Origin of the sequence: Mycobacterium sp. IS-1556, assembly GCF_001499985.1 — a bacterium.
Lineage (GTDB): Bacteria > Actinomycetota > Actinomycetes > Mycobacteriales > Mycobacteriaceae > Mycobacterium.
In genome coordinates, this window is the sequence record NZ_LQIM01000003.1 from 110,928 (window position 1) to 133,163 (window position 22,236).

The 22,236-nt window shown below is 68.1% G+C and carries 26 protein-coding genes and 1 pseudogene; 12 read left to right on the plus strand and 15 right to left on the minus strand.

What is annotated here, in order from left to right; translation table 11 throughout:
- Positions 1–94: 94 nt before the first annotated feature.
- The gene (gene malQ, locus AU187_RS04495; protein ID WP_059166263.1) at positions 95–2,239 is read left to right on the plus strand and encodes a 4-alpha-glucanotransferase; all 2,145 of its coding nucleotides are present in this window, start codon (positions 95–97) and stop codon (positions 2,237–2,239) included.
- Positions 2,240–2,316: 77 nt separating this feature from the next.
- Entirely contained in the window at positions 2,317–2,727 is a 411-nt protein-coding gene (locus AU187_RS04500) for a hypothetical protein (RefSeq protein WP_059166264.1), read from the plus strand.
- Positions 2,728–2,731: 4 nt separating this feature from the next.
- Here AU187_RS04500 and AU187_RS04505 read toward each other — a convergent pair whose 3' ends face one another.
- Together AU187_RS04505 and AU187_RS04510 are read right to left on the minus strand one after the other, a co-directional pair.
- A complete protein-coding gene (locus tag AU187_RS04505; protein WP_059098577.1) occupies positions 2,732–3,166 on the minus strand; it encodes an SRPBCC family protein in 435 nt (144 codons plus the stop codon).
- Between the two features lie 94 nt (positions 3,167–3,260).
- Entirely contained in the window at positions 3,261–4,106 is an 846-nt protein-coding gene (locus AU187_RS04510) for a 1-acyl-sn-glycerol-3-phosphate acyltransferase (RefSeq protein ID WP_059166265.1), read from the minus strand.
- A 94-nt stretch (positions 4,107–4,200) separates the two neighbouring features.
- Between AU187_RS04510 and AU187_RS04515 the strand changes: the two genes are divergently transcribed.
- The 5 genes and pseudogenes from AU187_RS04515 to AU187_RS04535 all read left to right on the plus strand — a co-directional run.
- Positions 4,201–5,100 (plus strand): metal-dependent hydrolase, encoded by a 900-nt coding sequence (locus AU187_RS04515; protein ID WP_059166266.1) that lies wholly within the window; start codon positions 4,201–4,203, stop codon positions 5,098–5,100.
- Entirely contained in the window at positions 5,100–6,233 is a 1,134-nt protein-coding gene (locus AU187_RS04520) for a PDR/VanB family oxidoreductase (protein ID WP_059166267.1), read from the plus strand. The genes AU187_RS04515 and AU187_RS04520 overlap by 1 nt, the downstream gene beginning before the upstream one ends.
- A 23-nt stretch (positions 6,234–6,256) precedes the next feature.
- Complete coding sequence (locus tag AU187_RS04525) at positions 6,257–7,696, plus strand: serine/threonine-protein kinase (protein ID WP_059166268.1); 1,440 nt, start codon at positions 6,257–6,259, stop codon at positions 7,694–7,696.
- Positions 7,693–8,568 carry an LLM class F420-dependent oxidoreductase gene (locus tag AU187_RS04530; RefSeq protein ID WP_059166269.1) on the plus strand — a complete coding sequence of 292 codons (876 nt, stop codon included), beginning with the start codon at positions 7,693–7,695 and terminating at the stop codon, positions 8,566–8,568. The genes AU187_RS04525 and AU187_RS04530 overlap by 4 nt, the downstream gene beginning before the upstream one ends.
- A pseudogene (locus AU187_RS04535) lies at positions 8,568–8,966 on the plus strand (nuclear transport factor 2 family protein); the annotation flags it as partial. The gene AU187_RS04530 and the pseudogene AU187_RS04535, both read left to right, overlap by 1 nt.
- 22 nt (positions 8,967–8,988) lie before the next feature.
- Here AU187_RS04535 and AU187_RS24865 read toward each other — a convergent pair.
- Genes AU187_RS24865 through AU187_RS04545 form a run of 3 tightly spaced genes read right to left on the minus strand, consistent with a single transcriptional unit; the run spans position 8,989 to position 11,065 of the window.
- Positions 8,989–9,480 (minus strand): NUDIX hydrolase, encoded by a 492-nt coding sequence (locus AU187_RS24865; protein WP_082691747.1) that lies wholly within the window; start codon positions 9,478–9,480, stop codon positions 8,989–8,991.
- A gap of 49 nt (positions 9,481–9,529) precedes the next feature.
- Positions 9,530–9,721 (minus strand): hypothetical protein, encoded by a 192-nt coding sequence (locus AU187_RS04540; protein ID WP_059166271.1) that lies wholly within the window; start codon positions 9,719–9,721, stop codon positions 9,530–9,532.
- 33 nt (positions 9,722–9,754) lie between these two features.
- Positions 9,755–11,065, minus strand: a complete 1,311-nt coding sequence (locus tag AU187_RS04545; RefSeq protein WP_059166272.1) for an NAD(P)/FAD-dependent oxidoreductase — start codon at positions 11,063–11,065, stop codon at positions 9,755–9,757.
- Positions 11,066–11,110: 45 nt separating this feature from the next.
- On the opposite strand from AU187_RS04545, the gene AU187_RS04550 reads away from it, so the two are divergent.
- Together AU187_RS04550 and AU187_RS04555 are read left to right on the plus strand one after the other, a co-directional pair.
- On the plus strand, positions 11,111–11,896 hold the full coding sequence (locus AU187_RS04550; RefSeq protein ID WP_059098586.1) for a hypothetical protein: 786 nt from the start codon (positions 11,111–11,113) through the stop codon (positions 11,894–11,896).
- A 9-nt stretch (positions 11,897–11,905) separates the two neighbouring features.
- Positions 11,906–12,676 carry an SGNH/GDSL hydrolase family protein gene (locus AU187_RS04555; protein WP_059098587.1) on the plus strand — a complete coding sequence of 257 codons (771 nt, stop codon included), beginning with the start codon at positions 11,906–11,908 and terminating at the stop codon, positions 12,674–12,676.
- Here the strand turns inward: AU187_RS04555 and AU187_RS04560 are convergent.
- From AU187_RS04560 to AU187_RS04575, 4 genes are all read right to left on the minus strand, one after another.
- The gene (locus AU187_RS04560; RefSeq protein WP_059098588.1) at positions 12,673–13,038 is read right to left on the minus strand and encodes a DUF732 domain-containing protein; all 366 of its coding nucleotides are present in this window, start codon (positions 13,036–13,038) and stop codon (positions 12,673–12,675) included. The genes AU187_RS04555 and AU187_RS04560 overlap by 4 nt on opposite strands.
- A gap of 24 nt (positions 13,039–13,062) precedes the next feature.
- Complete coding sequence (locus AU187_RS04565) at positions 13,063–13,647, minus strand: hypothetical protein (protein ID WP_082691748.1); 585 nt, start codon at positions 13,645–13,647, stop codon at positions 13,063–13,065.
- Positions 13,648–13,737: 90 nt separating this feature from the next.
- Complete coding sequence (locus tag AU187_RS04570) at positions 13,738–13,920, minus strand: hypothetical protein (protein WP_059166273.1); 183 nt, start codon at positions 13,918–13,920, stop codon at positions 13,738–13,740.
- Positions 13,921–13,953: 33 nt separating this feature from the next.
- Positions 13,954–14,760 (minus strand): nuclear transport factor 2 family protein, encoded by an 807-nt coding sequence (locus tag AU187_RS04575; protein WP_059098590.1) that lies wholly within the window; start codon positions 14,758–14,760, stop codon positions 13,954–13,956.
- Between the two features lie 106 nt (positions 14,761–14,866).
- On the opposite strand from AU187_RS04575, the gene AU187_RS04580 reads away from it, so the two are divergent.
- Positions 14,867–15,274 carry an Rv0313 family protein gene (locus AU187_RS04580; protein ID WP_059098591.1) on the plus strand — a complete coding sequence of 136 codons (408 nt, stop codon included), beginning with the start codon at positions 14,867–14,869 and terminating at the stop codon, positions 15,272–15,274.
- Here AU187_RS04580 and AU187_RS04585 read toward each other — a convergent pair.
- Together AU187_RS04585 and AU187_RS04590 are read right to left on the minus strand one after the other, a co-directional pair.
- The gene (locus AU187_RS04585) at positions 15,271–15,717 is read right to left on the minus strand and encodes an SRPBCC family protein (RefSeq protein ID WP_059166305.1); all 447 of its coding nucleotides are present in this window, start codon (positions 15,715–15,717) and stop codon (positions 15,271–15,273) included. The genes AU187_RS04580 and AU187_RS04585 overlap by 4 nt on opposite strands.
- Positions 15,718–15,748: 31 nt before the next feature.
- Positions 15,749–16,744 carry an esterase family protein gene (locus AU187_RS04590; RefSeq protein WP_059166274.1) on the minus strand — a complete coding sequence of 332 codons (996 nt, stop codon included), beginning with the start codon at positions 16,742–16,744 and terminating at the stop codon, positions 15,749–15,751.
- A 136-nt stretch (positions 16,745–16,880) separates the two neighbouring features.
- On the opposite strand from AU187_RS04590, the gene AU187_RS04595 reads away from it, so the two are divergent.
- The gene (locus AU187_RS04595) at positions 16,881–18,017 is read left to right on the plus strand and encodes an aromatic ring-hydroxylating oxygenase subunit alpha (RefSeq protein ID WP_059166275.1); all 1,137 of its coding nucleotides are present in this window, start codon (positions 16,881–16,883) and stop codon (positions 18,015–18,017) included.
- Positions 18,018–18,021: 4 nt separating this feature from the next.
- Here the strand turns inward: AU187_RS04595 and AU187_RS04600 are convergent, their stop codons facing one another.
- The gene (locus AU187_RS04600) at positions 18,022–19,338 is read right to left on the minus strand and encodes a lipocalin-like domain-containing protein (RefSeq protein WP_059166276.1); all 1,317 of its coding nucleotides are present in this window, start codon (positions 19,336–19,338) and stop codon (positions 18,022–18,024) included.
- A 93-nt stretch (positions 19,339–19,431) separates the two neighbouring features.
- Here AU187_RS04600 and AU187_RS04605 point away from each other — a divergent pair, with 93 nt between their 5' ends.
- Entirely contained in the window at positions 19,432–20,886 is a 1,455-nt protein-coding gene (locus AU187_RS04605) for an aldehyde dehydrogenase (RefSeq protein WP_059166277.1), read from the plus strand.
- Here AU187_RS04605 and AU187_RS04610 read toward each other — a convergent pair.
- Genes AU187_RS04610 through AU187_RS04620 form a run of 3 tightly spaced genes read right to left on the minus strand, consistent with a single transcriptional unit; the run spans position 20,883 to position 22,236 of the window.
- Positions 20,883–21,299 carry a MaoC/PaaZ C-terminal domain-containing protein gene (locus tag AU187_RS04610; protein ID WP_059166278.1) on the minus strand — a complete coding sequence of 139 codons (417 nt, stop codon included), beginning with the start codon at positions 21,297–21,299 and terminating at the stop codon, positions 20,883–20,885. The genes AU187_RS04605 and AU187_RS04610 overlap by 4 nt on opposite strands.
- Positions 21,296–21,769 carry an FAS1-like dehydratase domain-containing protein gene (locus AU187_RS04615; protein WP_059166306.1) on the minus strand — a complete coding sequence of 158 codons (474 nt, stop codon included), beginning with the start codon at positions 21,767–21,769 and terminating at the stop codon, positions 21,296–21,298. Before AU187_RS04615 ends, AU187_RS04610 begins: the two co-directional genes overlap by 4 nt.
- A gap of 53 nt (positions 21,770–21,822) precedes the next feature.
- Positions 21,823–22,236 carry a nuclear transport factor 2 family protein gene (locus AU187_RS04620; RefSeq protein ID WP_059166279.1) on the minus strand — a complete coding sequence of 138 codons (414 nt, stop codon included), beginning with the start codon at positions 22,234–22,236 and terminating at the stop codon, positions 21,823–21,825.

The following is a 22,236-nucleotide window of genomic DNA, read 5'->3' on the forward strand; positions in this document are numbered from 1 at the left end:
TTTCTTCGCTGTGGGTTCGCCTTGGTCTCACGGTGGGTACGCACCGGATCGTGTCGATCCGCGAGTCGCTTCCCCGCCAGGCAAGATTGGCGCCATGACAGTCCAGGTTGAGCTGCCCGCCGCATCGCTGGTGGAGTTGGCGCGACGCTATGGTGTCGCGGCCGAATACGAGGACTGGACCGGCACGCGAGTGCCCGTTGCCGAGTCGACGCTGATCTCGGTGCTCGCGGCGCTCGGTGTCCCGGCCGCCACCGAGGACGACCGCGCCGCCGCGCTCACCGCGCACGACCGCGAATACTGGGGGCGTCGCCTGCCGCCGACGATCGTCGGCCGGGCCGGTGTCACGTCGCCGTTCTGGGTCCACGTCACGCACGGCGGCCCGGTGGCACTCCGGATCCACCTGGAGGACGGGACGGTCCGCGCGAATCTGCGTCAGGTCGAAAACAACCGGCCGCCTTACGACTTGGACGGCAGGTTGATCGGCGAGGCGACGTTCGAGTTGCCCGCCGACCTCCCGATCGGATACCACCGGCTGCACCTGCAGGCGGACTCGGCGGAGACGAGCACGCCGATCATCGTCTCGCCGGCGTCATTGCAACCTCCTACCGGCCGGCAGTGGGGGCTGGCCACCCAGTTGTACAGTGTGCGGTCTGAAAGGTCCTGGGGCATCGGCGATCTGACCGACCTGACCGATCTCGCGGTATGGTCGGCGGCCCGACATGGCGCGGGCTTCATCCTGGTCAACCCATTGCACGCGGCCGCTCCGGTCGCGCCGATGGAACCGTCGCCCTACCTGCCCACGTCGCGTCGCTTCGTCAACCCGATCTACCTGCGCGTCGAGGCCGTCCCCGAGTACGCCTACGTCCGTCGTCGCAACCGGATGCGCAAGGCGCGTGAGTACCTGCAGGCACGGGCCGGCCGTACCGACCAGATCGACCGCGACGCCGCGTGGAGGGGCAAGCGCGCCGCGTTGGAGGCGGTATACGCGGTGCCGCGTTCTGCGGGGCGCGAGCTCGCCTACGCCGCCTACCGCGAGCGCGAGGGTGGCAGCCTGGACGACTTCGCCGTCTGGTGTGCGCTCGCCGAGCGGCACGGCGCCGACTGGCATCGTTGGCCACCCGAGCTTCAGCACCCGGCGAGCGAGGCCGTCGCGGACTTCGCCGCCGAGAACGCCGAGGCCGTGGACTTCCACCGTTGGCTGCAGTGGCAGCTCGACGACCAGCTGACCGCGACGCAGGCCACCGCCCTGCAGGCGGGCATGAGCCTGGGCGTCATGCATGACCTGGCGGTCGGGGTGGACCCCAACGGGGCGGATGCATGGGCACTGCAGGACGTGCTGGCACTCGGGGTCACGGCGGGTGCGCCACCGGACGAGTTCAACCAGCTCGGCCAGGACTGGTCGCAGCCACCGTGGCGACCGGACCAACTCGAGAAGCTCGCCTACGAGCCGTTCCGCGCACTGGTCAACGCCGTGCTACGACACGCGGGCGGCGTGCGGATCGACCACATCATCGGGCTGTTCCGGCTGTGGTGGATCCCGCGGGGCGCGCCTCCCACCGAAGGCACCTATGTGCGCTACGACCATGAGGCGATGATCGGCATCGTCGCGCTGGAGGCGCACCGGGCGGGAGCCGTCGTCGTCGGCGAGGACCTCGGCACCGTCGAGCCGTGGGTGCGCGACCACCTGCGTGAGCGCGGTCTGTTCGGGACGTCGATCCTGTGGTTCGAGGCCGACCGCGACGGGGACGGTGGGCCGCTTCCCGCCGAGCGCTGGCGCGAGTACTGCCTGTCGGCGGTCACCACCCACGATCTCCCTCCGACGGCCGGCTACCTGGCCGGCGAACACGTCCGGCTCCGCGACGAACTCGGCCTGCTGACCCGGCCCGCCGAGGAGGAACTGGCCGCCGACCGCGAACAGCAGGCCGGATGGTTGAGCGAACTGCGACGCGTCGGCCTACTGAGCGGCGACCCCGAGGACATCGGCGTCACCGAGATCGTCGAGGCGCTGCACCGCTATCTCGGTCGCACACCCTCGCGGTTGCTGGCGCTGTCGCTGACCGACGCGGTCGGTGATCTGCGCACCCAGAACCAGCCGGGCACCACCGACGAGTATCCGAACTGGCGGGTGCCGCTGAGCGGTCCCGACGGCAAGAAACTGCTGCTGGAAGACGTATTCGAGGATGCCGACGCGGCGAGACTGGGCGAGATCATGCGGGCCGCGGTGCGCCCGACGGTGTAACGCGGGCGGGACTTCCTCCGGTTTCACATTCGAACCGACTGCGATATGTTCGCACCGCGCCGACCTAGGGAGATGCCGTGAACAAGCTTGTTGTGCTCAGCGGTGGGCTCGTCGCTGTCGGTTCCGCGGCACTGGTCGGCGCCGGTATCGCGCTGTCCCAGCCGGCGGCGAACAACTACAACGTGGTCGGTGAGCCGTATCAGAAGGCGCTGCAGATCCTGAAGTCGCAGGGCGTCAAAGGGTCGTTCGGCGGATCGTTCGGCAGCGTGCTGCCGCAGGCGGAGTGCCTGGTCGACCAGCAGAAGATGACCTCGGGCGGCCGCATCCTGCTGATGCTCGACTGCAGCCAGAAGGCGGCCGACATGATCGCCGAGATGGGGCCGTCCGGCGGGCCCAGGGTCGGCAGCAACGGCATCACCACGGTGACGCCCACCCCGGTGGTACCGATCCAGGGCGCACCCGGCGCGGGTGCGCCGCCGCCAGCCTGACGCCTCAGGCCTCTACCATCTGCCGCAAGCTGGCCAACGTCTTACTCATATTGCGGCCGACCTGCCGCGCGGCAACCCGGTCCGCGATCAGTCCCAGTAGGTTCCCCGCCGACTCGTAGGACAGCCGGAAGATGACCTTCGTCCGGCCGTCCTCGGTCTCACGCAACCGGAACCGGCCGCGCTGCGACACCCCGGTGATCCCGATCCACGACAATTCGCGCGGCGGGTCGAACTCGACGACCTCGACGGTGCCGCCGATGGGCACCGAGCCCACCTTCCAGTGCACGGTGTAGCGGGCGCCGCGTCCGGCGGGATCGTCGGTCAGCGTCTCCCACCGCTCCAGGCTCGACATGAATTCCGGGTAGCAGCCGGGGTCGCTGACCACCTTCCACACCCGGTCCCGGTCGGCGTCGATGACGCACCGCCGCTGCACCCTCATCGAGCGGGCTCACTTTCGTGCGAACGTCGATTGCCCGCACGCATTTCCGGCGTACCGCTTGACTCGAGCCCACACTCGGCGACCGGAGGACGCATCAGCCCAACACCGGGAAGCGTCGTCGGGCCGCCAGCCGATCCACCCCGGCCTGCAGGCTGGTCAGCACCCTCTTGTCAATCACATCGTCGTCACTGGCCGCGATGTCGTCGGCCTCGATCGGATCCTGCACCTCGATGGCGATCTTGGTCGGCAGGGGCAGCCTCGGCACCATGTCGCTGACGGTCAGGCCCCACGGCGGCGCGACGAGGATCGGCACGCTCTTGAGGCGCGCGGTCTTGTCGACCATCAGCAGCTTGGCCAGCCACTGCCCGCGGTCGAGGAACAGCGCCGCTTCCTGGCCCCCGACGCTGGCCACCGGCACGATCGGCACACCGGCCTCGCGAGCGAGCTTCACGTACCCCTTGCGGCCGCCGAAGTCGACCTCGTGGCGCTTCCACGACGGCCGGAACACCTCGTAATCGCCGCCGGGATACACCAGCAGGGCCCCGCCCGACTTCAGCGCCAGCGTGGCGTTGTCGTGGTTGGCGGCGACGGTGCCGAACTTGCGCAGCGAGCCCAGCCCCGGCATCGACACAACCAGGTTGTGGGCGAGCTGATAGAACGGTCGCTCGACACCGAAATACGAGCAGAACGCCAGCGTGAAGACGAAGGTGTCTGGGGGCAGGTTGCCGCCGCTGTGGTTGCCCACCAGCAGCACCGGCCCGTCGGCGGGTATGCGGTCCAAGCCGCGGACGTCGGCGCGGAAGTACAGCGACGCCAACAACCACAGACCCGGGAGCTGCTCCCGGATGTAGTCGGCGTCGCGTTGATCCAGATCGGCTTTCGGAACCCGGGCCGCCACTTGCTGCTTGGCCCACTCGAGAACACTCTCGATCCCCGCCATGAACGAACATATTGACAGCGCGAGCGAACCTGAAACCTGCGTTCCCAGTTACCTCTTTTAGACTGCGTACACAGGGCTTCGACAGGAGGCTGACATGCTGCGACCGCACCGCTTCGCCCGGGAGATCGATCCGGGGCCAGTCCAGATTCAAGCCCGCAAGGTGCATTTCGACCTATCGGACATCCCGCTGGAGTGGATCCCGGGTCATCCGGTTGCCTCCACCATGATCAACCTTTTCAACGTGGTGCTGCCGGCCGCCGAGCACTGGTTCGTCCGCACGTACAACGAAGCGCTGCCGCTGGTGCGCGATCCCAAGCTCGCCGACGACATCCGAGGCTTCATCGGCCAGGAAGCGACGCACGCCGCCGCCCACGACGACGTAATCCGAGAGTTCCTCGTCGGCAACGGCGTAGACCCCGCGCCGGTGCTCGACCTCGTCGAGTACATGTTCGAAAAAGTCTTGGCGCCAACACAATCCGATGATCCCGACCGGCGACTGAACGACCTGTGTGAGCGGCTGTGGCTGATCGCGGCGATCGAGCACTACACCGCGGTGCTCGGCGATTTCGCGCTCAACTCGTCCTGGGACGACCATGACGCCCACCCGACGTTGGTCGACCTGTTCCGCTGGCACGGCAGCGAGGAAGTCGAGCACCGCTGCGTCGCCCACGACGTCGCGGTCTATTTCCACAACAGCTATCCCGACCGGATCCGGGCCATGATGCTTGCGGCGACGGCGATGTTCGCGTTCTTCCAGCGCGGCACCTGGTATCTGCTCAAATCCGATCCGAACAACGACATCGGTTGGTGGACGATGCAGCGAATGCGGATGCGCGACTCCGAACTCGGTCTGCTGCCCAAGTTCCGGACCCTGTTCGGCGTCAACACGCTGGCCTACTTCCGACCCGGCTACTCACCCGAAGAGATGGGCTCGACCGCCCGGGCCGTGGCCTACCTGGCCACCTCACCCGCCGCGCGCGCCGCGCACCTTTGATGGGTCTGCGGGAACGCTACCGGCAACTGCCGGCCAACCCCCTGCGGCAGGGTCGCCGCAGCCTGATGGTGGGGTTCGCCGACGCGGTGATCTCCGGAATGGCCACGGTGGCAGCCGCCACCCGGCGGGTCACGCCGCCGCCCGAACTGGATCGGACGCGTGTGCTGCGGGTCTGCGACCGGCGGGTGGTGGCGCGCGACGAGAACGTGGTCGCGTTGACGTTGACCGCCGCCGACGGCGGACCGCTACCGCGGTGGCGTCCCGGCTCGCACATCGACATCACCCTGCCCAGCGGTCTGGTGCGCCAGTACTCGCTGTGCGGCGACCCCGCGCGCCGCGACGCCTACCGCATCGCGGTGCGGCGCATCCCCGACGGAGGCGGCGGGTCGATCGAGGTGCACGACGCGCTGCGGCCCGGGACGACCGTCACCTCGCACGGACCCCGTAACGCGTTCCCGCTCACCGTCCCCGGCTACGGTTCCCCTACCCAGCGGCTGCTGTTCGTGGCGGGCGGTATCGGGATCACCCCGATCCTGCCGATGCTCGGCCTGGCGCAGCGCCTCGGCGTCGACTGGTCGATGGTGTACACCGGCCGCAGTCGCGACAGCCTCCCGTTCGTCGACGAGGTCGCGGCCTTCGGCGACTCTAGTGACTCCTGCTCCTCGCGTGCGCGGGTCCGCATCCGCACCGACGACGTCAGCGGCCTGCCCACCGCCGACGATTTGCTCGGCGACTGCCCACCCGGCACCGCGGTCTACGCCTGCGGGCCGGCGCCGATGTTGACCGCGATCCGCGGGCGGCTGGCCGGCCGCGACGACGTCGAACTGCACTTCGAGCGGTTCGCCGCCCCGCCGGTCGTCGACGGCAAGGCGTTCTCGGTGACTGTGGCCTCGAGCGGCGAGTCCGTCGACGTCGGCGCCGACGAGACCCTGCTCACCGCGTTGCGCCGGTCGGGGCTGGCTGCGCCGTATTCGTGTCAGCAGGGTTTCTGTGGCACCTGTCGAACCCGCGTGCTCGCGGGCGCCGTCGACCACCGCGACGTGCTGCTCACCGATCCCGAACGCGACGACGGGCTGATGTTGATCTGCATCTCGCGCGCGGCCGAGGGTGGCCATCTGACGCTCGATCTGTAGCTGCGTCTCGTACTATTTCGCCCATGCCGTTGGCCGATGGTGCGACGTTCGCCGGATACACCATCGTGCGACTACTCGGTGCCGGTGGCATGGGCGAGGTCTATCTGGCCCAGCATCCGCGCCTGCCTCGCCGCGACGCGCTCAAGGTGCTTCCCACCTCGGTGTCGGCCGACGACGAGTACCGCCGGCGCTTCCAGCGCGAGGCCGACATCGCTGCGACGCTGTGGCATCCGCACATCGTCGGCGTGCACGACCGCGGTGAATCGGACGGCCAGATCTGGATCTCGATGGACTACGTCGACGGCACCGATGCGGCGCGCCTGCTGCAGGAGCGGTACCCCGATGGAATGCCGCCGCGGGAAGTCGTCTCGATCATCAGTGCCATCGCCGACGCCCTCGACTACGCCCACCAGGGCGGACTGTTGCACCGCGACGTCAAGCCGGCGAATATCCTGCTCGCCCACCCCGACTCCGGGGGCGAACGAATCCTGTTGGCCGACTTCGGGATCGCGCGCTGGGAGAACGACATCAGCGGGCTGACCGCGACGAACATGACCGTGGGCACCGTCTCCTACGCCGCGCCCGAGCAGCTGATGGGCGAGAAACTGGACGGCCGGGCCGACCAGTATGCGTTGGCCGCCACCGCATTTCATCTGCTGACCGGATCGCCGCCGTTTCACCACTCCAACCCGGCGGTCGTCATCAGCCAGCACCTCTCGTCGGCCCCACCGGCGATCGGCGCCGACCGCCCCGACCTCGCGGGCCTGGATCCCGTGCTGGCCAAGGCCCTGGCCAAGGACCCCAAGGACCGCTTCACGCGCTGCGCGGATTTCGCGAGGGCGCTCGGCCACCACCTGGGCGCCGCCCCGCCGGACGCCGACGCCACCCGGCTCGCCGGAGCGGCCACCCGGCCCAAGCGGTCCAAACGGCCCGACCGGCCGCTGCGGCGGGCGAGCGTGATCGTGCCGGCGATCCTCGCCGTGCTGCTGGTCGTGGCGATCGCGGTTGCGGCCTTCGAGTACGGTCGCGCCGACGAAGAGGAAGCCGCGCGCGCCGGCCTCGCCCCGACCACCACGGCAAAGCCCACTCCGACGGCGCCCACTCCGACGGCGCCCGCTCCCACGACTCCCCAGACCACCACGGCTCCTCCGACCACCACGGCGACGCCGGCCGCTGCACCGGGCGCCGTGATCGGTGCCGACTGCTCGCCCGTCGGGAGCACCGGAACCACAGCGGACGGCTCGACGGCGTACTGCTCGACGCTGCAGACCACCGGCGCCTCGATCTGGTCGCTGACCGAAGGCGACATCCCGAGCCCGACGGTGACCAATGAGCCGACCGACGAACCCCTGCCGGCCGCCGAGGAATCGCCCGTGCGGGTGTGCATGCAGCAGACCGGTCAGACCCGGCGCGAATGCCGCAGGGACATCCGCGAAAGCAACGGCCTGCCCCCGCTGCCATGAAATACGCCGTCATCGCGCCCGTCGCCGCGGGAGTCACTGCCGACCCCGCGTTCATGGCCGCCTTCGCCAAGCACCTGGAGCAGTGCGGGTTCGAGTCGATCGTCGTCGTCGAGCACACCGTGCTCATGTCGCAGTACGACAGCGTCTACCCCTACGACGCGTCCGGTCGCGTCGAGTTGCCTGCCGACTGTGCGGTTCCGGACCCGCTTGAGCTGCTGGCCTTCCTGGCCGGGCAGACCCGTGGGCTGGGCCTCGCCACAGGCGTGCTCGTGCTGCCCAACCACCACCCCGTGGTGCTGGCCAAACGGGTTGCCACGGTCGACGCGCTCTCCGGTGGACGGCTGCGGCTGTGTGTGGGGATGGGCTGGCTCAAAGAGGAGATCGAGGCCTGCGGGACCGACTTCGCCAGCCGGGGCCGACGCGCCGACGAGCAGCTGGCGGTGCTGCGGCTGCTGTGGCAGGACCGCTCCGAGGGAGCCGACTTCCACGGTGAGTTCTTCGATTTCGACCACGCGATGTGCTATCCGAAACCGCTCGCGCACATACCGATTCACATCGGCGGGCACAGCAGGGCAGCGGCTCGGCGGGCCGGCCGGCTCGGCGACGGGTTCCAGCCGCTCGGTGTCGGTGGCGCCGAACTGGCCGAGCTCGTCTCGCTGATGCGCGATGAGGCCGTGCGCTGTGGGCGCGACCCCGGTGCGCTCGAACTCTCGCTCGGCCACCTGGTCACCAAGATCGACGGCGAGCGGGCGGCCAAACTCTCCGAGCGCGGCGCGGACCGCCTGATCCTGGCGATGCCGCCGACGGCCGACATCGACGAAGCGCGCGACATGCTGTCGGAGTGCGCGCAGCGATTGGGGCTTGTCTCATGATGCTGAGCACCGCCGACCGGTTGGCACTGGCCGATCTGGTGCACATCTACGCCTCTGCTGTCGACGACCGCCGATTCGACGATGTCGTCGAGCTGTTCACCGACAACGCCGAACTGCGCCTGCCGGACCCGCCGCGGACGCTGGAGCCGGTGCGCCGCCACCACGGCCGCGACGGTGTGCGAGCGGCCATGGCGTCGCTGGCATCCGTCTCCAACGTGGCCCGGACCGAGCATGCGATCGTCGGAGAGGTGTACGCCAAGGGCGACGAACCCGACTACGCCCTGGGCCGGATCACCTGCATCGCCCACCACTGGACGCTCCGCGGCGAGCACGTCTCCGATCTGGTGTGGCATCTGCGCTACGACGACGAATACCTGCGCACGCGGGCCGGCTGGCGCATCCACGGCCGCGCGTTGACGATCAACGCGATCGAGACCCGAGACGTTCGTCGTCTTCGATTGCCGCCAGCAGAAACTCCAGCAGCGGCCGCTGACCCTTCAACAGCTTCGACCGAGCCTCAGCCACGGAAAACCAAGCTACCCGGTCGATTTCGGGAAATTCCCTGATTCTGCCCGACCCCTTCGGCCATTCCAGCGTGAACGTGTTGGAGAAGGTGCCGGCCAGGTCGAGGTCGCCGCGCACGGCGAACGCCGTGATCACCTTTCCGCTCGGCTGCTTGACGGGCGGGAAGTCGATTCGCGGGCCGGACGGCGGCTGCTTGCCGAGTTCCTCTTCGAATTCGCGGCACGCGACGGTCCAGGGGTCTTCGCCCTGGGTGTACTCGCCTTTGGGGATCGACCAGGCGCCGTCGTCCTTGCGTGCCCAGAACGGCCCACCCGGATGGCCGATGAGTACCTCGACCGTGCCGTCGCCGACCCGGTACAGCAGCAGTCCGGCGCTCAGCTTCGGCACACGTCACCCTCCGGTTGAAAGCAGCACTTCGCCCGCTTCACAACGCGCGTCAGTATTTGCGGTCGCCCTCGCTGCTGTCGAAGAAGTCCCAGTCCCCGTCGTCGGTCTTGACCTCCATGCGCCAGCCGAGTTCGGGGTCGGCCTTCTGGTCGACGAACCAGGCGTGGGCGTTGTCGGCGCTCTCGATGTCCTTGGTGTCGACGACCTCGCCCTTGGGGTTCAGCACGCGATACGTAGCCATGCCGACACAGTTCCCCGGTTCACCGGGTTTGAATCACTCGGCTTTCGGCATGGGTATGCCCTCGCTGGCCGAGAACCGGGCGTCTTCCCGCGACGACAGTCCGAACGACACCACGGAGCGGTCCCAGAACAGGTCGGTCAGATATGCCAGTGTCACCGCCCAGCGGTTGACGCCGCGCGGGATGGCATACACGTGGTAGGCCCGTGTGACGAGCTTGGCGGGGAAGCCGGACAACTGGATGTTGAGCGGGTTGGCCACCGCGGAGTGCGGGCCCAAGTCGACGACGAGACCCATGTTGCGGTGCTTGTACTGTTTGGCCTTGCCGACGCCCAGACTGGCAGCGACGTTGCGCGCCAACACCTTTCCCTGCCGGGTGGCATGTTGAGCGGTCGGCGGGGTGATCTTGCCCGGGTCGGTGACATCGGGCACGGCGGCGGCGTCTCCCGCCGCGAACACGTCCGGACGCCCCGGCACCTGCAGTTCGGTGGTGACCTTCAGCCGGCCCCGCTCGGTGGGCAGCCCGAGCTTTTCGATCAGCGGCGCACCCGTGACGCCGGTTACCCAGGCGACGGTATGCGTGCGGATCAGCGAATCATCGCTGAGTACAACATGTTCGGCGTGCACCTCCTTCAGCGTGACCCCGAGCCGCACGTCGATGCCGCGCGAGCGCAGCACTCGCTGTGCGGCCGCGCCCAGCTTCTCGCCGACCTCCGGCATCACCTGTTCGGCCAGGTCGAGCAGGACGAATTTCACCTCGCCGGGGTCGAAGCCCATCTGGTTGGCCGCGGCGTCGGCGAGCGCGCGCAACTGCACGGCGAGCTCGGTACCCGAATACGATGCGCCGACCACGACGATCGTCCGCCGGGCCGCCGCCCGGCCCGGATCGTCGTCGACATCGGCGAGTTCGAGTTGTTCGAGCACGTGGTCGCGCAGGTAGAGCGCTTCGGCCGTCGACTTGAGGCCGCGGGCGTGCTCGGCGAGCCCGGGCACGTCGAAAAGCCGGGTCACCGAGCCCGGTGTCAGCACGAGGCGGTCCCAGTTGAGAACGCGAGACCGTTCTTCGGGGTCGGTGAAAGTGACCGTGCGCCCGTCGAAGTCCACCTCGTCCACCCGGCCGCGGATCGCCTGCACCCCGCGCAGCGCATTGGCCAACGGGATAGCGACGAACCGGGCGTCGACCAGGCCTCCCGCGACATCCGGCAGCAACGGCGTGTAGAGCATGTAGTCGACCGGCGAGATGATCGAGATCTCCACATCGGCACGCTGTCTGCGGAACTTGCGGGCCAACGCCCGCGCACATTCGAATCCGGTGAACCCGCTGCCGACGATTACCACGGAGGTCATGCGCCCGACTGTACGGAACGGCGTCGCAACGGGAATGCTGGAGCCATGACGCGTCCGGGATCGCTGCGCCGATTCGACCCGTTCCGCCCCATCGACATGTTGACCGCGCTGTGGTCTTCGGCGGCAGTGGCGCCGGTCAGCAGCGGAGCAGCCGCGGCCTACCGCACCCTGTTCATGACCGTGCGTCGGCTGGTGGTAGGCAGGCGGGTGGCAGTCAGGCTCGACAACGGGGATCTGACGTTGACGGTCACCGAGTTCGACTCGCGGCTCGACGTTCGGGGGCTGTCGGTCGGCCAACTCAACGACGTTCGGCTGGCCGCCCGCGACATCCGGTGGAACGAGGCGGAGTTCACCCATGCGACGGCGGTGCTGCACAACGTGCACATGCGGCCGACCGCACCACCGGTGCTGGTCGCGGCGCCGGTCGAGCTGACGCTGGAGGTGCCGGCGGCGGCGCTCGACGATTTGTTCCGGTGGGTGGCGCCCCGGCTGTCCGGAGCGGTCGGCGCCGACGGGGTCGCCCGGCTGCGGCTGGCGCGGCGGCCGGCGGCCGGCCACCTGGAGGTCGACGCGCGATTGGACGGTTCGACACTCTGGCTCAAGCCACGCGGACTGGCGTTCGGCCGGTCGCGCTGGCCGCTACCGGGCCGTACTCCCGCCTATCCCGTGCGCCTGCCCGAACTGCCGCACGGCGTACAACTGACCGCCATCAGCTTCGCGCCGGGGGTGGTGCTTCTGTCGGCCTCGGCGGCCCAATGGCGCATGGAGCTGCCTCGGACCCGGCTCGAGGACATACTGCGCCAGCTGAGCGCCGTCGGGCGCACGCTTTAGAGTGCGGGTGTGGTTCGGTACTCCCGCTATGTCGCCGTCGGCGACAGCCAGACCGAAGGACTTTGGGACGGTGACGAATTCGTCGGGCTGGTCGGCTTCGCCGACCGGCTCGCGGCGATCCTCGACTCCCACTACCCCGGCCTGGCGTACGCCAACCTCGCGGTGCGGGGTCGCCGGATCCGCGACGTGCTGGACGAGCAGCTGCCGCACGCGCTGGCCATGGAACCGGATCTGATCACCGTGTGCATCGGGATGAACGACGTCACCCGGCCGGGGCTGCGCTTCCGGCAGGCGCTGGCCGAGTTGGACGAACTGCACAGCCGGCTGGCTGTCTGCGATGCCACGGTGGTGACGACGACGTTTCCGGACCTGGCGCGGATACTGCCTATCGGCCGGGTGATCGCCGGTCGGGTCGAACGGATCAACCACGTGATCAGGATGGCCGCCGAACGGCACGGCTTCAGGCTCGTCGACCTGTATTACGCGCCGTCGATGACGGACCTGGACACCTGGAGCACCGACCGCGTGCACGGCTCCACCAAGGGACACATCCTGTTCGCCGCCGCGGCCGCGGAAGCGCTCGGCTTGCCGGGCAGCAATCACGATTGGGCACGGGCCTCGGAACGACCACGGCGGCCTCCGCTGCGGTCACAGGCCTATTCCCAGCTGCTGTGGACCCGCAATCTGCTGATGCCGTGGCTCTGGAGCCACCTGCGCGGCCGCTCGAGCGGAGAGGGCCGCGGACCGAGACGCCCTCGGCTGGAGGTCCTGGCGGCTTAGATCCCGAGGAACGGCAGCGGGATCGGCGACTGGCCGTTGCCGATCGACGACATCATCGCCGGGCAGAACATCGAGACCGCGATGCCGGTGAACATCGTCGCCGGTCCCAGCGACATGCCACCCATGTCGGCGACCTTGGCGGCGACGTCGGCCGCGTTCTGGCTCGGATCGGCCAACATGGGGCACACCTGCTGGCCGACGGCCACGGCGCTGCCCGGATCACTCATGACGACCCCGGCCTCGGTCACTGCGTTCAGGAACGCATCGTCGACGGGATCGGCCTGCGCGGGCGCGGTCACGACGGCCGTCGCGCCGAGAAGCCCGGCGGTCAGCGCCAGCGTCGTCAGGGATTTGCGAAGCACCCGCGAATCGTACGCTGTCCGCCGCTAGATTCCCGTCCAGGCGGTGTCGATGGTGGCTCCCACGTCGATGACCTTGGCTTTCTTCGACGCGGGGCTGTCGATCTCGCCCGCCACGTGCGCGGCGATGAACCGCCTGATCTCGGCGTCGATGCCCCCGAGTATGCGCACCACCTCGCCGCGCAGCGACTTCGACGTGACATGGATGGAAATGTCGGAGGCCCGCGGCTTCTCCACGTCGAGGATCAGCAGCAGAGGGTCGGCCGCACGTGCGGTGGCGCGTAGGGCGATCTCGCCGAAGACCATGAACTTGGGTTTGTCGATCCGCAGGTCGACAACCATGTCGATCTCCAACGGGATGCGGATCGCGAACGTGATCAGCGCGCCGACCTCGCGGGTCAGCCGTGGCTCCTGGATCCGGACATTCGCCGTGACCTTGGCGATCTTGCCCGGCCCCTGAGCGATCGGGCCCATCTCGAACTCGTCGCCGGCGATCTCGGCGATCGCGTTGCCGACGCGCTCCTCGGTCACCGCGACCTCGAAGAATTTGCGGCCGAATTCCTCGTAGGTGATCTCGTCGGTGATCTCGTCGTCGGCAGCCATGGTGCTCATACCGTCTCACGTCCGGCGCGCCGACCGCGTCCGACGCGACCGAATCGATACTTCACCTGCCGCGAACCCTGTTTGTGCCTGATGTCAATGTCAACGACCGTCGTCGCTGCGTGCCTCGGCCCCGGTCTCGCCCGCGTCGATCGCGTCGTCGGAGAACGTGCGGCCCACGTAGCTGCCGTCGTCGTCGCCTTCCTTGCCGACGCGTGAGGCTGCGACGTGGTCGTCGTCGGCGACGTCCTGTTCGCTGTTGTCGTCGTCTTCACGCGGAGTCATGCGGCGGGGTTACCCGTCGCCGAGGCGATCGAATCAGGTCACGCTGCCGGCGGAGTAATAGCGGATCCGCCTGATCGCGAACGGCTTGGCCGCCACATCGGCGATCATCACGTCGCGGCCGGTGGCGCCGTCGATGCCGCAGACCAGGCTGTAACCGGAGCCGATCACCTTGCGGGGCCGGACGCCGGTCAAGCGGGTCAACAGTTCGGTGCCGCTCATCGGCGTATGGTCACCCGCGGTGATCTGCGTGCCACCGCCCAACCAGCGTCGCACCCCGACCTCGTCACCGGCCCGCGCGGCCGCGAGGAACTCGCCGAACCGCCGCTTGCCAGGCGGGCCGGTGCCGCGGAATCCACCGAGAAATCCGAGTGTCCCGACGACGCCCTGGTTGGTCAGCAGCCCCTTGGTCAGCGCAACTGTGGCGGGCACCGAGCGGACTCCGCTGCGAAGGAACTGCCCCACCATCGCGGGTAGCTCCCAAAAAGCTGACAGCTCAGCTATTTTCAGTTCTCCACCGGTGTCTTCCAGGTGGTAGCGCAGATAGGCGGGTATTCGCATCGTCAGCCCGCCCGACATCTGGACCTCGAGTTCCAGGTCCCGGATGACGGTGGCGCCGGCCACGATGTCGACGTCGCGGTGAAAGGTGATGTCACGCGGACCGATGAAGGTGTTGTAGAAGCGGGTGATCGCCATGGTGCCGCGATGTGGTTGCGAGCCCACTGGGTCTTCGATGAGTCCGTCGAAGGTGAACGCGGCTACCCACGCGTCGCGGTCGTGGACGGTGACCGCTGCCGGGGATCGCTCGACGGCGGCCAAGGCGTCCTCCGGTGAGATTGCCATAAGGTTGCCTACCACCTGAGGATCGCTTCAGTCGACTACTCGCACACCTGCGGGCACACTGGGGCTTATCGCCGCGCAGTGGTGCGGGGCGGCAGGAGGAAGCACGATGAGCAGCAACGGCCCGTTCGGGTTCGATCCCGAAGAGTTCGACCGCGTTGTCCGCGAGGCGGGTGAAGGGCTGCGCGATGCGCTCGACGGCCTCGGCAGGTTCTTCAGCACCTCCGGGGAACGCGCCGGCTGGGCGAACCTGGTCGACGAGTTCACCCGCTCCTCTCGGCCACGGCGCCAGCCGGAGACGACCGGTGAGACCGGTGACGGGGTGTGGGCGATCTACACCGTCGACGCGGACGGCGGGGCCCACATCGAGCAGGTGTATCCCACCGAGCTGGACGCGTTGCGGGCGAACAAGAACAACACCGACCCCGCCCGCAAGGTGCGGTTCCTTCCTTACGGAATCGCGGTCAGTGTGTTGGACGCATCCGAGACCGACCCCACGCCGACCGACGAGGACTAACGCTCGAAGCTCCGGCGGATGCCGAGCAGCATCTCGCGGTGCGCATTCACCGCCTGCCGGGTGACGAACGAGGCCAGTGGTCGAGGCGCTTGGATGCAGATGCGCTCGGTCACGCGGGTACCGCAGGGCGTCGGATCGAAGCCGACGCGGCTGCGCAGCCGTACGCCGGGGAACTGCCGAGCTTCCGCGGTCACCTCACCGGTCACCGGAACGGTCAACCGCGCCCGGTAGGTGGTGCGCAGCGTGGCCGGTCCCAACCGGATACGGTCGGTGACCCGATAGCTCTGTTGGTAGCCGTGCTCCACCTGAATGTGGGCGGTCGAGCGCACCGCAACGACGAGCGGATGGACCGTCGCGATGTTGTCGAGGTCGACATAGAACGCGCGGACATCGGCGGGCGGGGCAGGCACCTCCTCGGTGAGCACCCGCTGCGCGCGGGTCATCAGCCAGCTCAGCGAATTCGCCTGCGGCACCTCAGCGTTGCGCGCCAGGGCTGGCTCCCAGGACCCGCTGAATGTCGGGTTTCATCTGCTGCAGCTGCTGGCCCGCGTACCCCCAGCTGTGGATGCCGTCGGGGAAGTTGAATACGCCGTTGTTGCCGCCTGCGGCGATGTAGGCGTCGACGAATGCGCGGTTGGAGTCGATCGCGAAGCCCTCGAGGAAGCCCAGGCCGGCGATGGGCGCATCGGGACTGGCCAGCGCGGGGTCGGTGGCTGTGCCGTTGCCGCAGTAGATCCAGACGCGGGTGCCGTTGGCGGCCAGCCGGCCCGCCTGCACCGTCGGATCGTTGCGGGCCCAGGCCGGATCGCCCGGCGGCCCCCACATCGCGGCCGGGTCGAAGCCGCCGTTCCACATCTGGGCGATCCTGACCTGGCCCGGCCCGTTCGGCGCGGACAGGTTCAAGAACCCCGACAGCGATCCGGCATAGCTGAACAGCTGTGGGTGGTATGCCGCCAGGACCAGCGCAGCCGACCCGCCCATGGAGAATCCGACGACGGCGTTGCGGCTCGGCCGTACCTGCTTGTTGGCGGCCAGCCAGGTCGGGAGTTCGCGGGTGAGAAACGTTTCCCACTTGTACGTGTAAGTTCCGGCGTTGCCCTTCGCCGGTCCGTACCAGTCGCTGTAGAAGCTCGACTTCCCGCCCACGGGCATCACCACCGAGATGCCGGAGCCGTCATACCAGTCGAAGGCCTGCGTGTTGATGTCCCAGCCGTTGAAATCCTCACCGGCCTCCATGCTGTCCAGAAGGTACAGCGCAGGCGAATCCGGTCCAGCGGAGAGGAATTCGACGCGTATGGTGCGGCCCATCGCCGTCGAGGGCACCTCGAGTTGTTCGACGGGCAGGTCCGGATTCGAAAACGCCGCTGCGGTCGGGGCTGTGCCCGGCGCGGCGACGAGACCCAGCACCATGAGCCCCGCCGTGGCCACGGCCCAGCACCGGCCGACCGCCGATCGCACTCTGCGCGTCATCGGTGCCTCCCTGTGTCGTCTCCCGACCTGTTGCGCACGATAGGCCGACCCCGCCGGTCACCAGCGGTTTTTGACAAAGAAGCACCATCATTATAAAAATAACGAAATAGCCCCCGGCCCCTTCCGAGGATCAGTGATGGACCGCGACCTGCTCATCGACCTCACCCGGCGCGCGGTCAAACTTGCTCGCGACAACACCACCGATCTTCTGCCGGCCGAGTGCAGGGTGAGCGCGGACAGCTATACCTCGGTACACCGCCATGACCAGGATGTCGAGCTGCTGAGCCGGTCCCCCCAACTGGTGGGCTATTCGTCGGAACTCCCGCGGCCCGGCACCTACTGCACCAAGACCGTCATGGGACGCTCGGTGCTCCTCACCAGGGCGGCCGATGGGCTGGTGCGCGCGTTCGACAACGTATGTCTGCACCGGCAATCGCGGATCGCCGACGGCTGCGGCGCGGCCCGGCGACTGGCCTGTCCGTACCATTCGTGGACCTACGACCTCAACGGCGCACTGACCGCGGTGCCGGGCAAAGAGGGCTTTCCCGAAGCAGCATCGGGCACAACGACGCTGACCGAACTGCCGGCCGCCGAATGCGCGGGATTCCTGTGGCTCTCGCTGGACCGGGGTGCGACGTTGGACATCCCGGCCTTCCTCGGCCCGTTGGCCGACGAACTGGACTCCTGGGGTATTGGCCGCTGGTCGCCGCTGGGTGAGAAGGTGCTCGACTGCCCGATCAACTGGAAGCTGGCGATCGACACGTTCGCCGAGAACTACCACTTCGCGACCGTGCACAGGACCACATTTGCGACCATCGCCCGCAGCAACTGCACGGTCTTCGATTCGTTCGGCCCGCATCATCGACTCGTGTTTCCGCTCAACGGGATCCGTGATCTCGAGGAAGTCCCCGAGGAGCAGTGGGACCCGCTGCACCACATGGTGGTGATCTACGCGCTGTTCCCGAACATCGTGTTGTCCTGCACCATCGCCAACGGCGAGCTGTTTCGCGTCTATCCGGGGCAGGGTCCCGGGCGCTCGATCACCGTGCACCAGAACTCGACCCCGCTGGACCTCACCGACGAATCCGTCGCCGCCGGCGCGGCCGCGGTCTTCGACTATGCGCACGCGACCGTCCGTGACGAGGACTACGCGTTGGTCACCGCACTTCAGGCCAACCTGGAATCCGGTGTGCGCGAGAACCTGGTGTTCGGCCGCAACGAGCCAGGCCTGCAGCACCGGCACGCCAGTTGGGCCCGGGCGCTGGGAGCCTGACAACTCAGGGTGACAGCGCCTCGACGAGGTCGTCGACGATCTGCGCGGTCCGCGGGTCAGCCCCGGGACGTATCCGGCCGGTGAGATAGTCGATCGCCTCACCGCCCAGTCCGGAGTCGATCAATTCGCGAAGCGGCGCGACCGCGGGCCGCCCGACCGCAGTAGCCAGCACGTCGATCAACTCCCAGTCGCGGTAGAGCGCGAGCGAGCGCTCGTAGAACGCGAATCCGCTCACCGGTTCGCCGCGCAGCGTCCCGGTATACCGATACGGACCCTCCATGTATTCCAGCGGTAGCGCATGAGCCGGTGCGGGAATCAGCGGTTCGCCGGTCAGGTCGAGGTCGAGCGCGCGCGACGTCAGGCGGTGCCGGTCCGGCAGGTACCGAGCCGTGCGCGGTGGCGGCACCAGCGTCCGCACCGACTCCGGCCAGCGCACGTAACCGTGCACTGCGACCTCGATGTCGTCCGCGTACTCGGGTGCGGCAGTGCCGTCGGGGAAACTGACCGTCGCACCCGAGAACGGTTGCAGCGCATTGTGTTCGGCGCGGTCGAACTGGTGCCAGATGCTGAGGTCCACGCCGTTGTCGAGGTTGATGGTGCGCCACTCGTGCGCGCGCCAGCGGATGTCACCGTCGGGGCCGCCGGCGTTTGCCACCAACGGGAACCACTGCCGGTCGACGTGGCCTGACGTACCCGATACGCGTTCGGAGACTGCGCCCCAGGTCAACGTGCCTGTCATCGACATGCCGGTCTGGAAGTACGAATACGTGCCCGCTTGGCCGAAGCAGTCGATCCGGCCGTTGTGCGCGGCGGCACCCAGTGGCACCGGCGCCCGCGATGGCGTCACATTGAGGGCCACGCGCAGCGAATGACCGGTCACCGGATCGGTGCCGACAAAATCGACATCGTAGGTGTAGGGCAACAACTCGCCGCGAGCGTCGCGGCAGGTCTGCCACGACGCAATGCCGGAGCTGCTGTCGTAGGCGATTCCGAGATGCCCCTCGGCCAGTGTGAGTTTGGGCCTCGCGCCCGGCGCCATGTTCGCAGGCGGCATGTCGTAGTCGGTATAGCTTGCGTAGACACCGGTGTCGAGGTCGAACACCGCCAGGGTGTAGAAGTCCGCGACGATCGACTCGCCAGGCCGGTTCTTGTTGACGATCGAGAGAAACGCATATCGCCGGCCGGACTCCGCGGTCAGCTCGCCGGCGAGAAACCAGGTGTCGGACTGGAAGTCAGGGTGGACGGCCTCGGCGGCCGGGAAATCAAGCTGCGGGTCATCGGCGACCAGCGAGAACGGATACCGACGCCAGTCCTCGCCCACGTGTCCACTCCTCGGCGTTTTTTTGCTATGTTTGCATTAATAGCGACCTTAGTGGGCAGGCGGTCGCGCCGTGCCGGAACGGGAGGCGCAAAGATGAGATCTCTTGTCTACGAGCGGCTTTTCCTCGGCGGTCGGTGGACGGAACCGTCGACCGGCCGGCGGCTCCAGGTCGTCTCCCCGCACACCGAGGAGCACATCGGCGAAACGCCCGAGGCGGGTCCCGACGACGTCGACCGGGCGGTGACCGCGGCACGAACCGCGTTCGACGAGGGGCCGTGGCCGCGGATGACCGTCGACGACCGCATGGCGGTGATCGACAAGCTTGCGACGGTCTACACCGCCCACACCGACGAGATGGCCGACCTCATCACCGCCGAGATGGGCTCACCACGCAGCTTCAGCAGGCTCGGTCAGGCGGTGGGAGCCGTCGCGCAGATGCATCTGAACCTCGCCACCGCCCGCGACTATCCGTGGCTCGAGCGGCGGCGTGGCTTGTTCGGCGACGTGCAGATCCGCCGTGCGCCCGTCGGTGTCGTCGGCGCGATCGTGCCGTGGAACGTGCCGCAGTTCCTGATCATGCCGAAGATGATCCCGGCGCTCATCGCGGGCTGCACGGTCGTGGTGAAGCCCGCCCCCGAAACCCCGATCGACGCGATGTGGCTGGCTGAGATGCTCGACGAGGTCGACCTGCCCGAAGGCGTGGTGTCGATCGTCCCGGGCGGCCGCGCGACCGGCGAGAGCCTGATCCGCCATCCCGGCGTCGACAAAATCTCCTTCACCGGTTCGTCGGCGACCGGCAGGCACATCGCCGCGGTCTGCGGTGAACAGCTCAAGCGGGTCAGCCTGGAACTGGGCGGCAAATCGGCGGCGATCATCCTCGACGACGCCGACATCGGCCGCACCGTCAGCCATTTGAAGATGGCGAGCCTGATGAACAACGGGCAGGCCTGCGTCGCGCAGACCCGAATCCTGGTCAGCGAACGACGCCACGACGAGTTGGTCGACGCGCTCGCCGACATGATGTCGGGTCTGAACGTGGGTGACCCGGCAGACGAGGCCACCGATGTCGGCCCCCTGGTCGCGCAGCGGCAACAGCAACGGGTACAGGGCTACATCGAGTCGGGCATCGCCGAGGGCGCGCGAATGGTGTTGGGCGGCATCGACTCTCCCTTCGACCGGGGCTGGTACGTCCGGCCGACGCTGTTCGCCGACGCGACCAACGACATGCGGATCGCCCGCGAGGAGATCTTCGGCCCGGTGCTGACGGTGCTGAAGTATTCCGACGAAAGTGACGCGGTGCGGATCGCCAACGACACCGACTACGGGTTGGCGGGTTCGGTGTGGACCGACGACGTCGCGCGCGGACTGGAGATCGCCGCCCAGATCCGGACGGGCACATATGGAATCAACATGTACACCTTGGACACCACGATGCCCTTCGGCGGGTTCAAACAGTCCGGCATCGGTCGCGAATTCGGCGCCGAGGGACTGAGTGAGTACGTCGAACTCCAGACCACGGTGAGCGCCGACCCGCTGCCGCAGCTTTAGGACGAGAACTCCAGCGTCACCTCGGCTGGACAGCACAACTCTCCGCGCTGATTGGAGACGGTGATCTCCAGGTCGACCAGTCGGCGCTCCCGCTTCGCGACGACGCGGCCGCGGCCCACCATCGAGTCACCCGCGTAGATCGAACCGAGCAGCGTGACTTTGCGCCGCACCACCCTGCTGCAGGGCCCGGCCCAGTCCGTGGCGATCCTGTCGACGAAGCCGGCGATGTGCATGGTGTTGACGAAGATCGTGGGGTGGCCGTGCTGCCCGGCGTAGACCGGATCGTAATGCGCCGGAAAGTAATCCCATGTCGCGCCGGGGTTCATGACGACCCGCTGGTAGTCGATCGGATCGATCACCTCGGGTAACTCCGTGGGCACCGCGACGTCCGCCCAGGCGACACCGCACGTCACCGGTCGCCCCCGGGGGTGAAGCGGAACAGCGTGTTGCGGTTGACCGCGACCAGTGTGCCGTCCTGCCGATGGAATTCGTCGCGGGTCTCGACGAAATGGCCTGCGCCAAGGCGAGTGCGCTTCTCCTCGGACACCGCCACGACCTCCTCGACTATGTGTAGGCGGTCACCCTCGACGATCGTGCAGGGGAACTCGACCTCGTTGGAGGCGTTGATGAACGTCGTGCCCGGCAGGGGGACGCGAATCGCGATCGACGACGTCGGTGGTTCGTCCGTCGGCAGCCACGGCGGCGGGATCAGCCATCCCATCAGCAGCGCCGGCGGTGCGATCAGCCCACCCCACTGCCGCAGCGCGAATTCCTCATCCCAGTAGGACGGATTGCGGTCGCGAACCATCGCGGCGAAATGCTGGATGCGCGCGCCGCTGACCGCCGTTCCGGCGTACCTGGGTGCGGTGCGGGTGCCGACCATTCGCAACGCGTCCTGGTAGGAGCCGAAGGCGAGGTCGTATCGGATTTGTCGCGTCACACCGGTAATGCGCTCTCGCGGGGCGCCGGGTCCCAGTCCAGGGCGCGCGACGTGAAATACCAACCGCCGCGTTCATAGACCAGCCGATCGGTATAGCCACCGGTGGCCTGTATGCCGTTGCCGTACAACAGCAGCGCGACGCATCTCTGCGTCGCCTCCACGCCGTCGACCGTGATCTCGTGGTCGAGCGTGATCAACCGCCGTCCGTCGCCGCCGTCGAACGCCTCCCGCAGATCGGCGAACGACCGGCCGTCGCGGGTGTACGTCGCACCCGAATGCCGGAAGGTGGCGAGCCAACCGGCGACATCACCGGCCGTGAACAGCCGGTTGTATCGGGCATTCAGGTTGAGGATCGCCGCCCTTCCGGCCAACCCGTCCAGCACGAACTGTTGTTGGTAGGTCAGTGACAC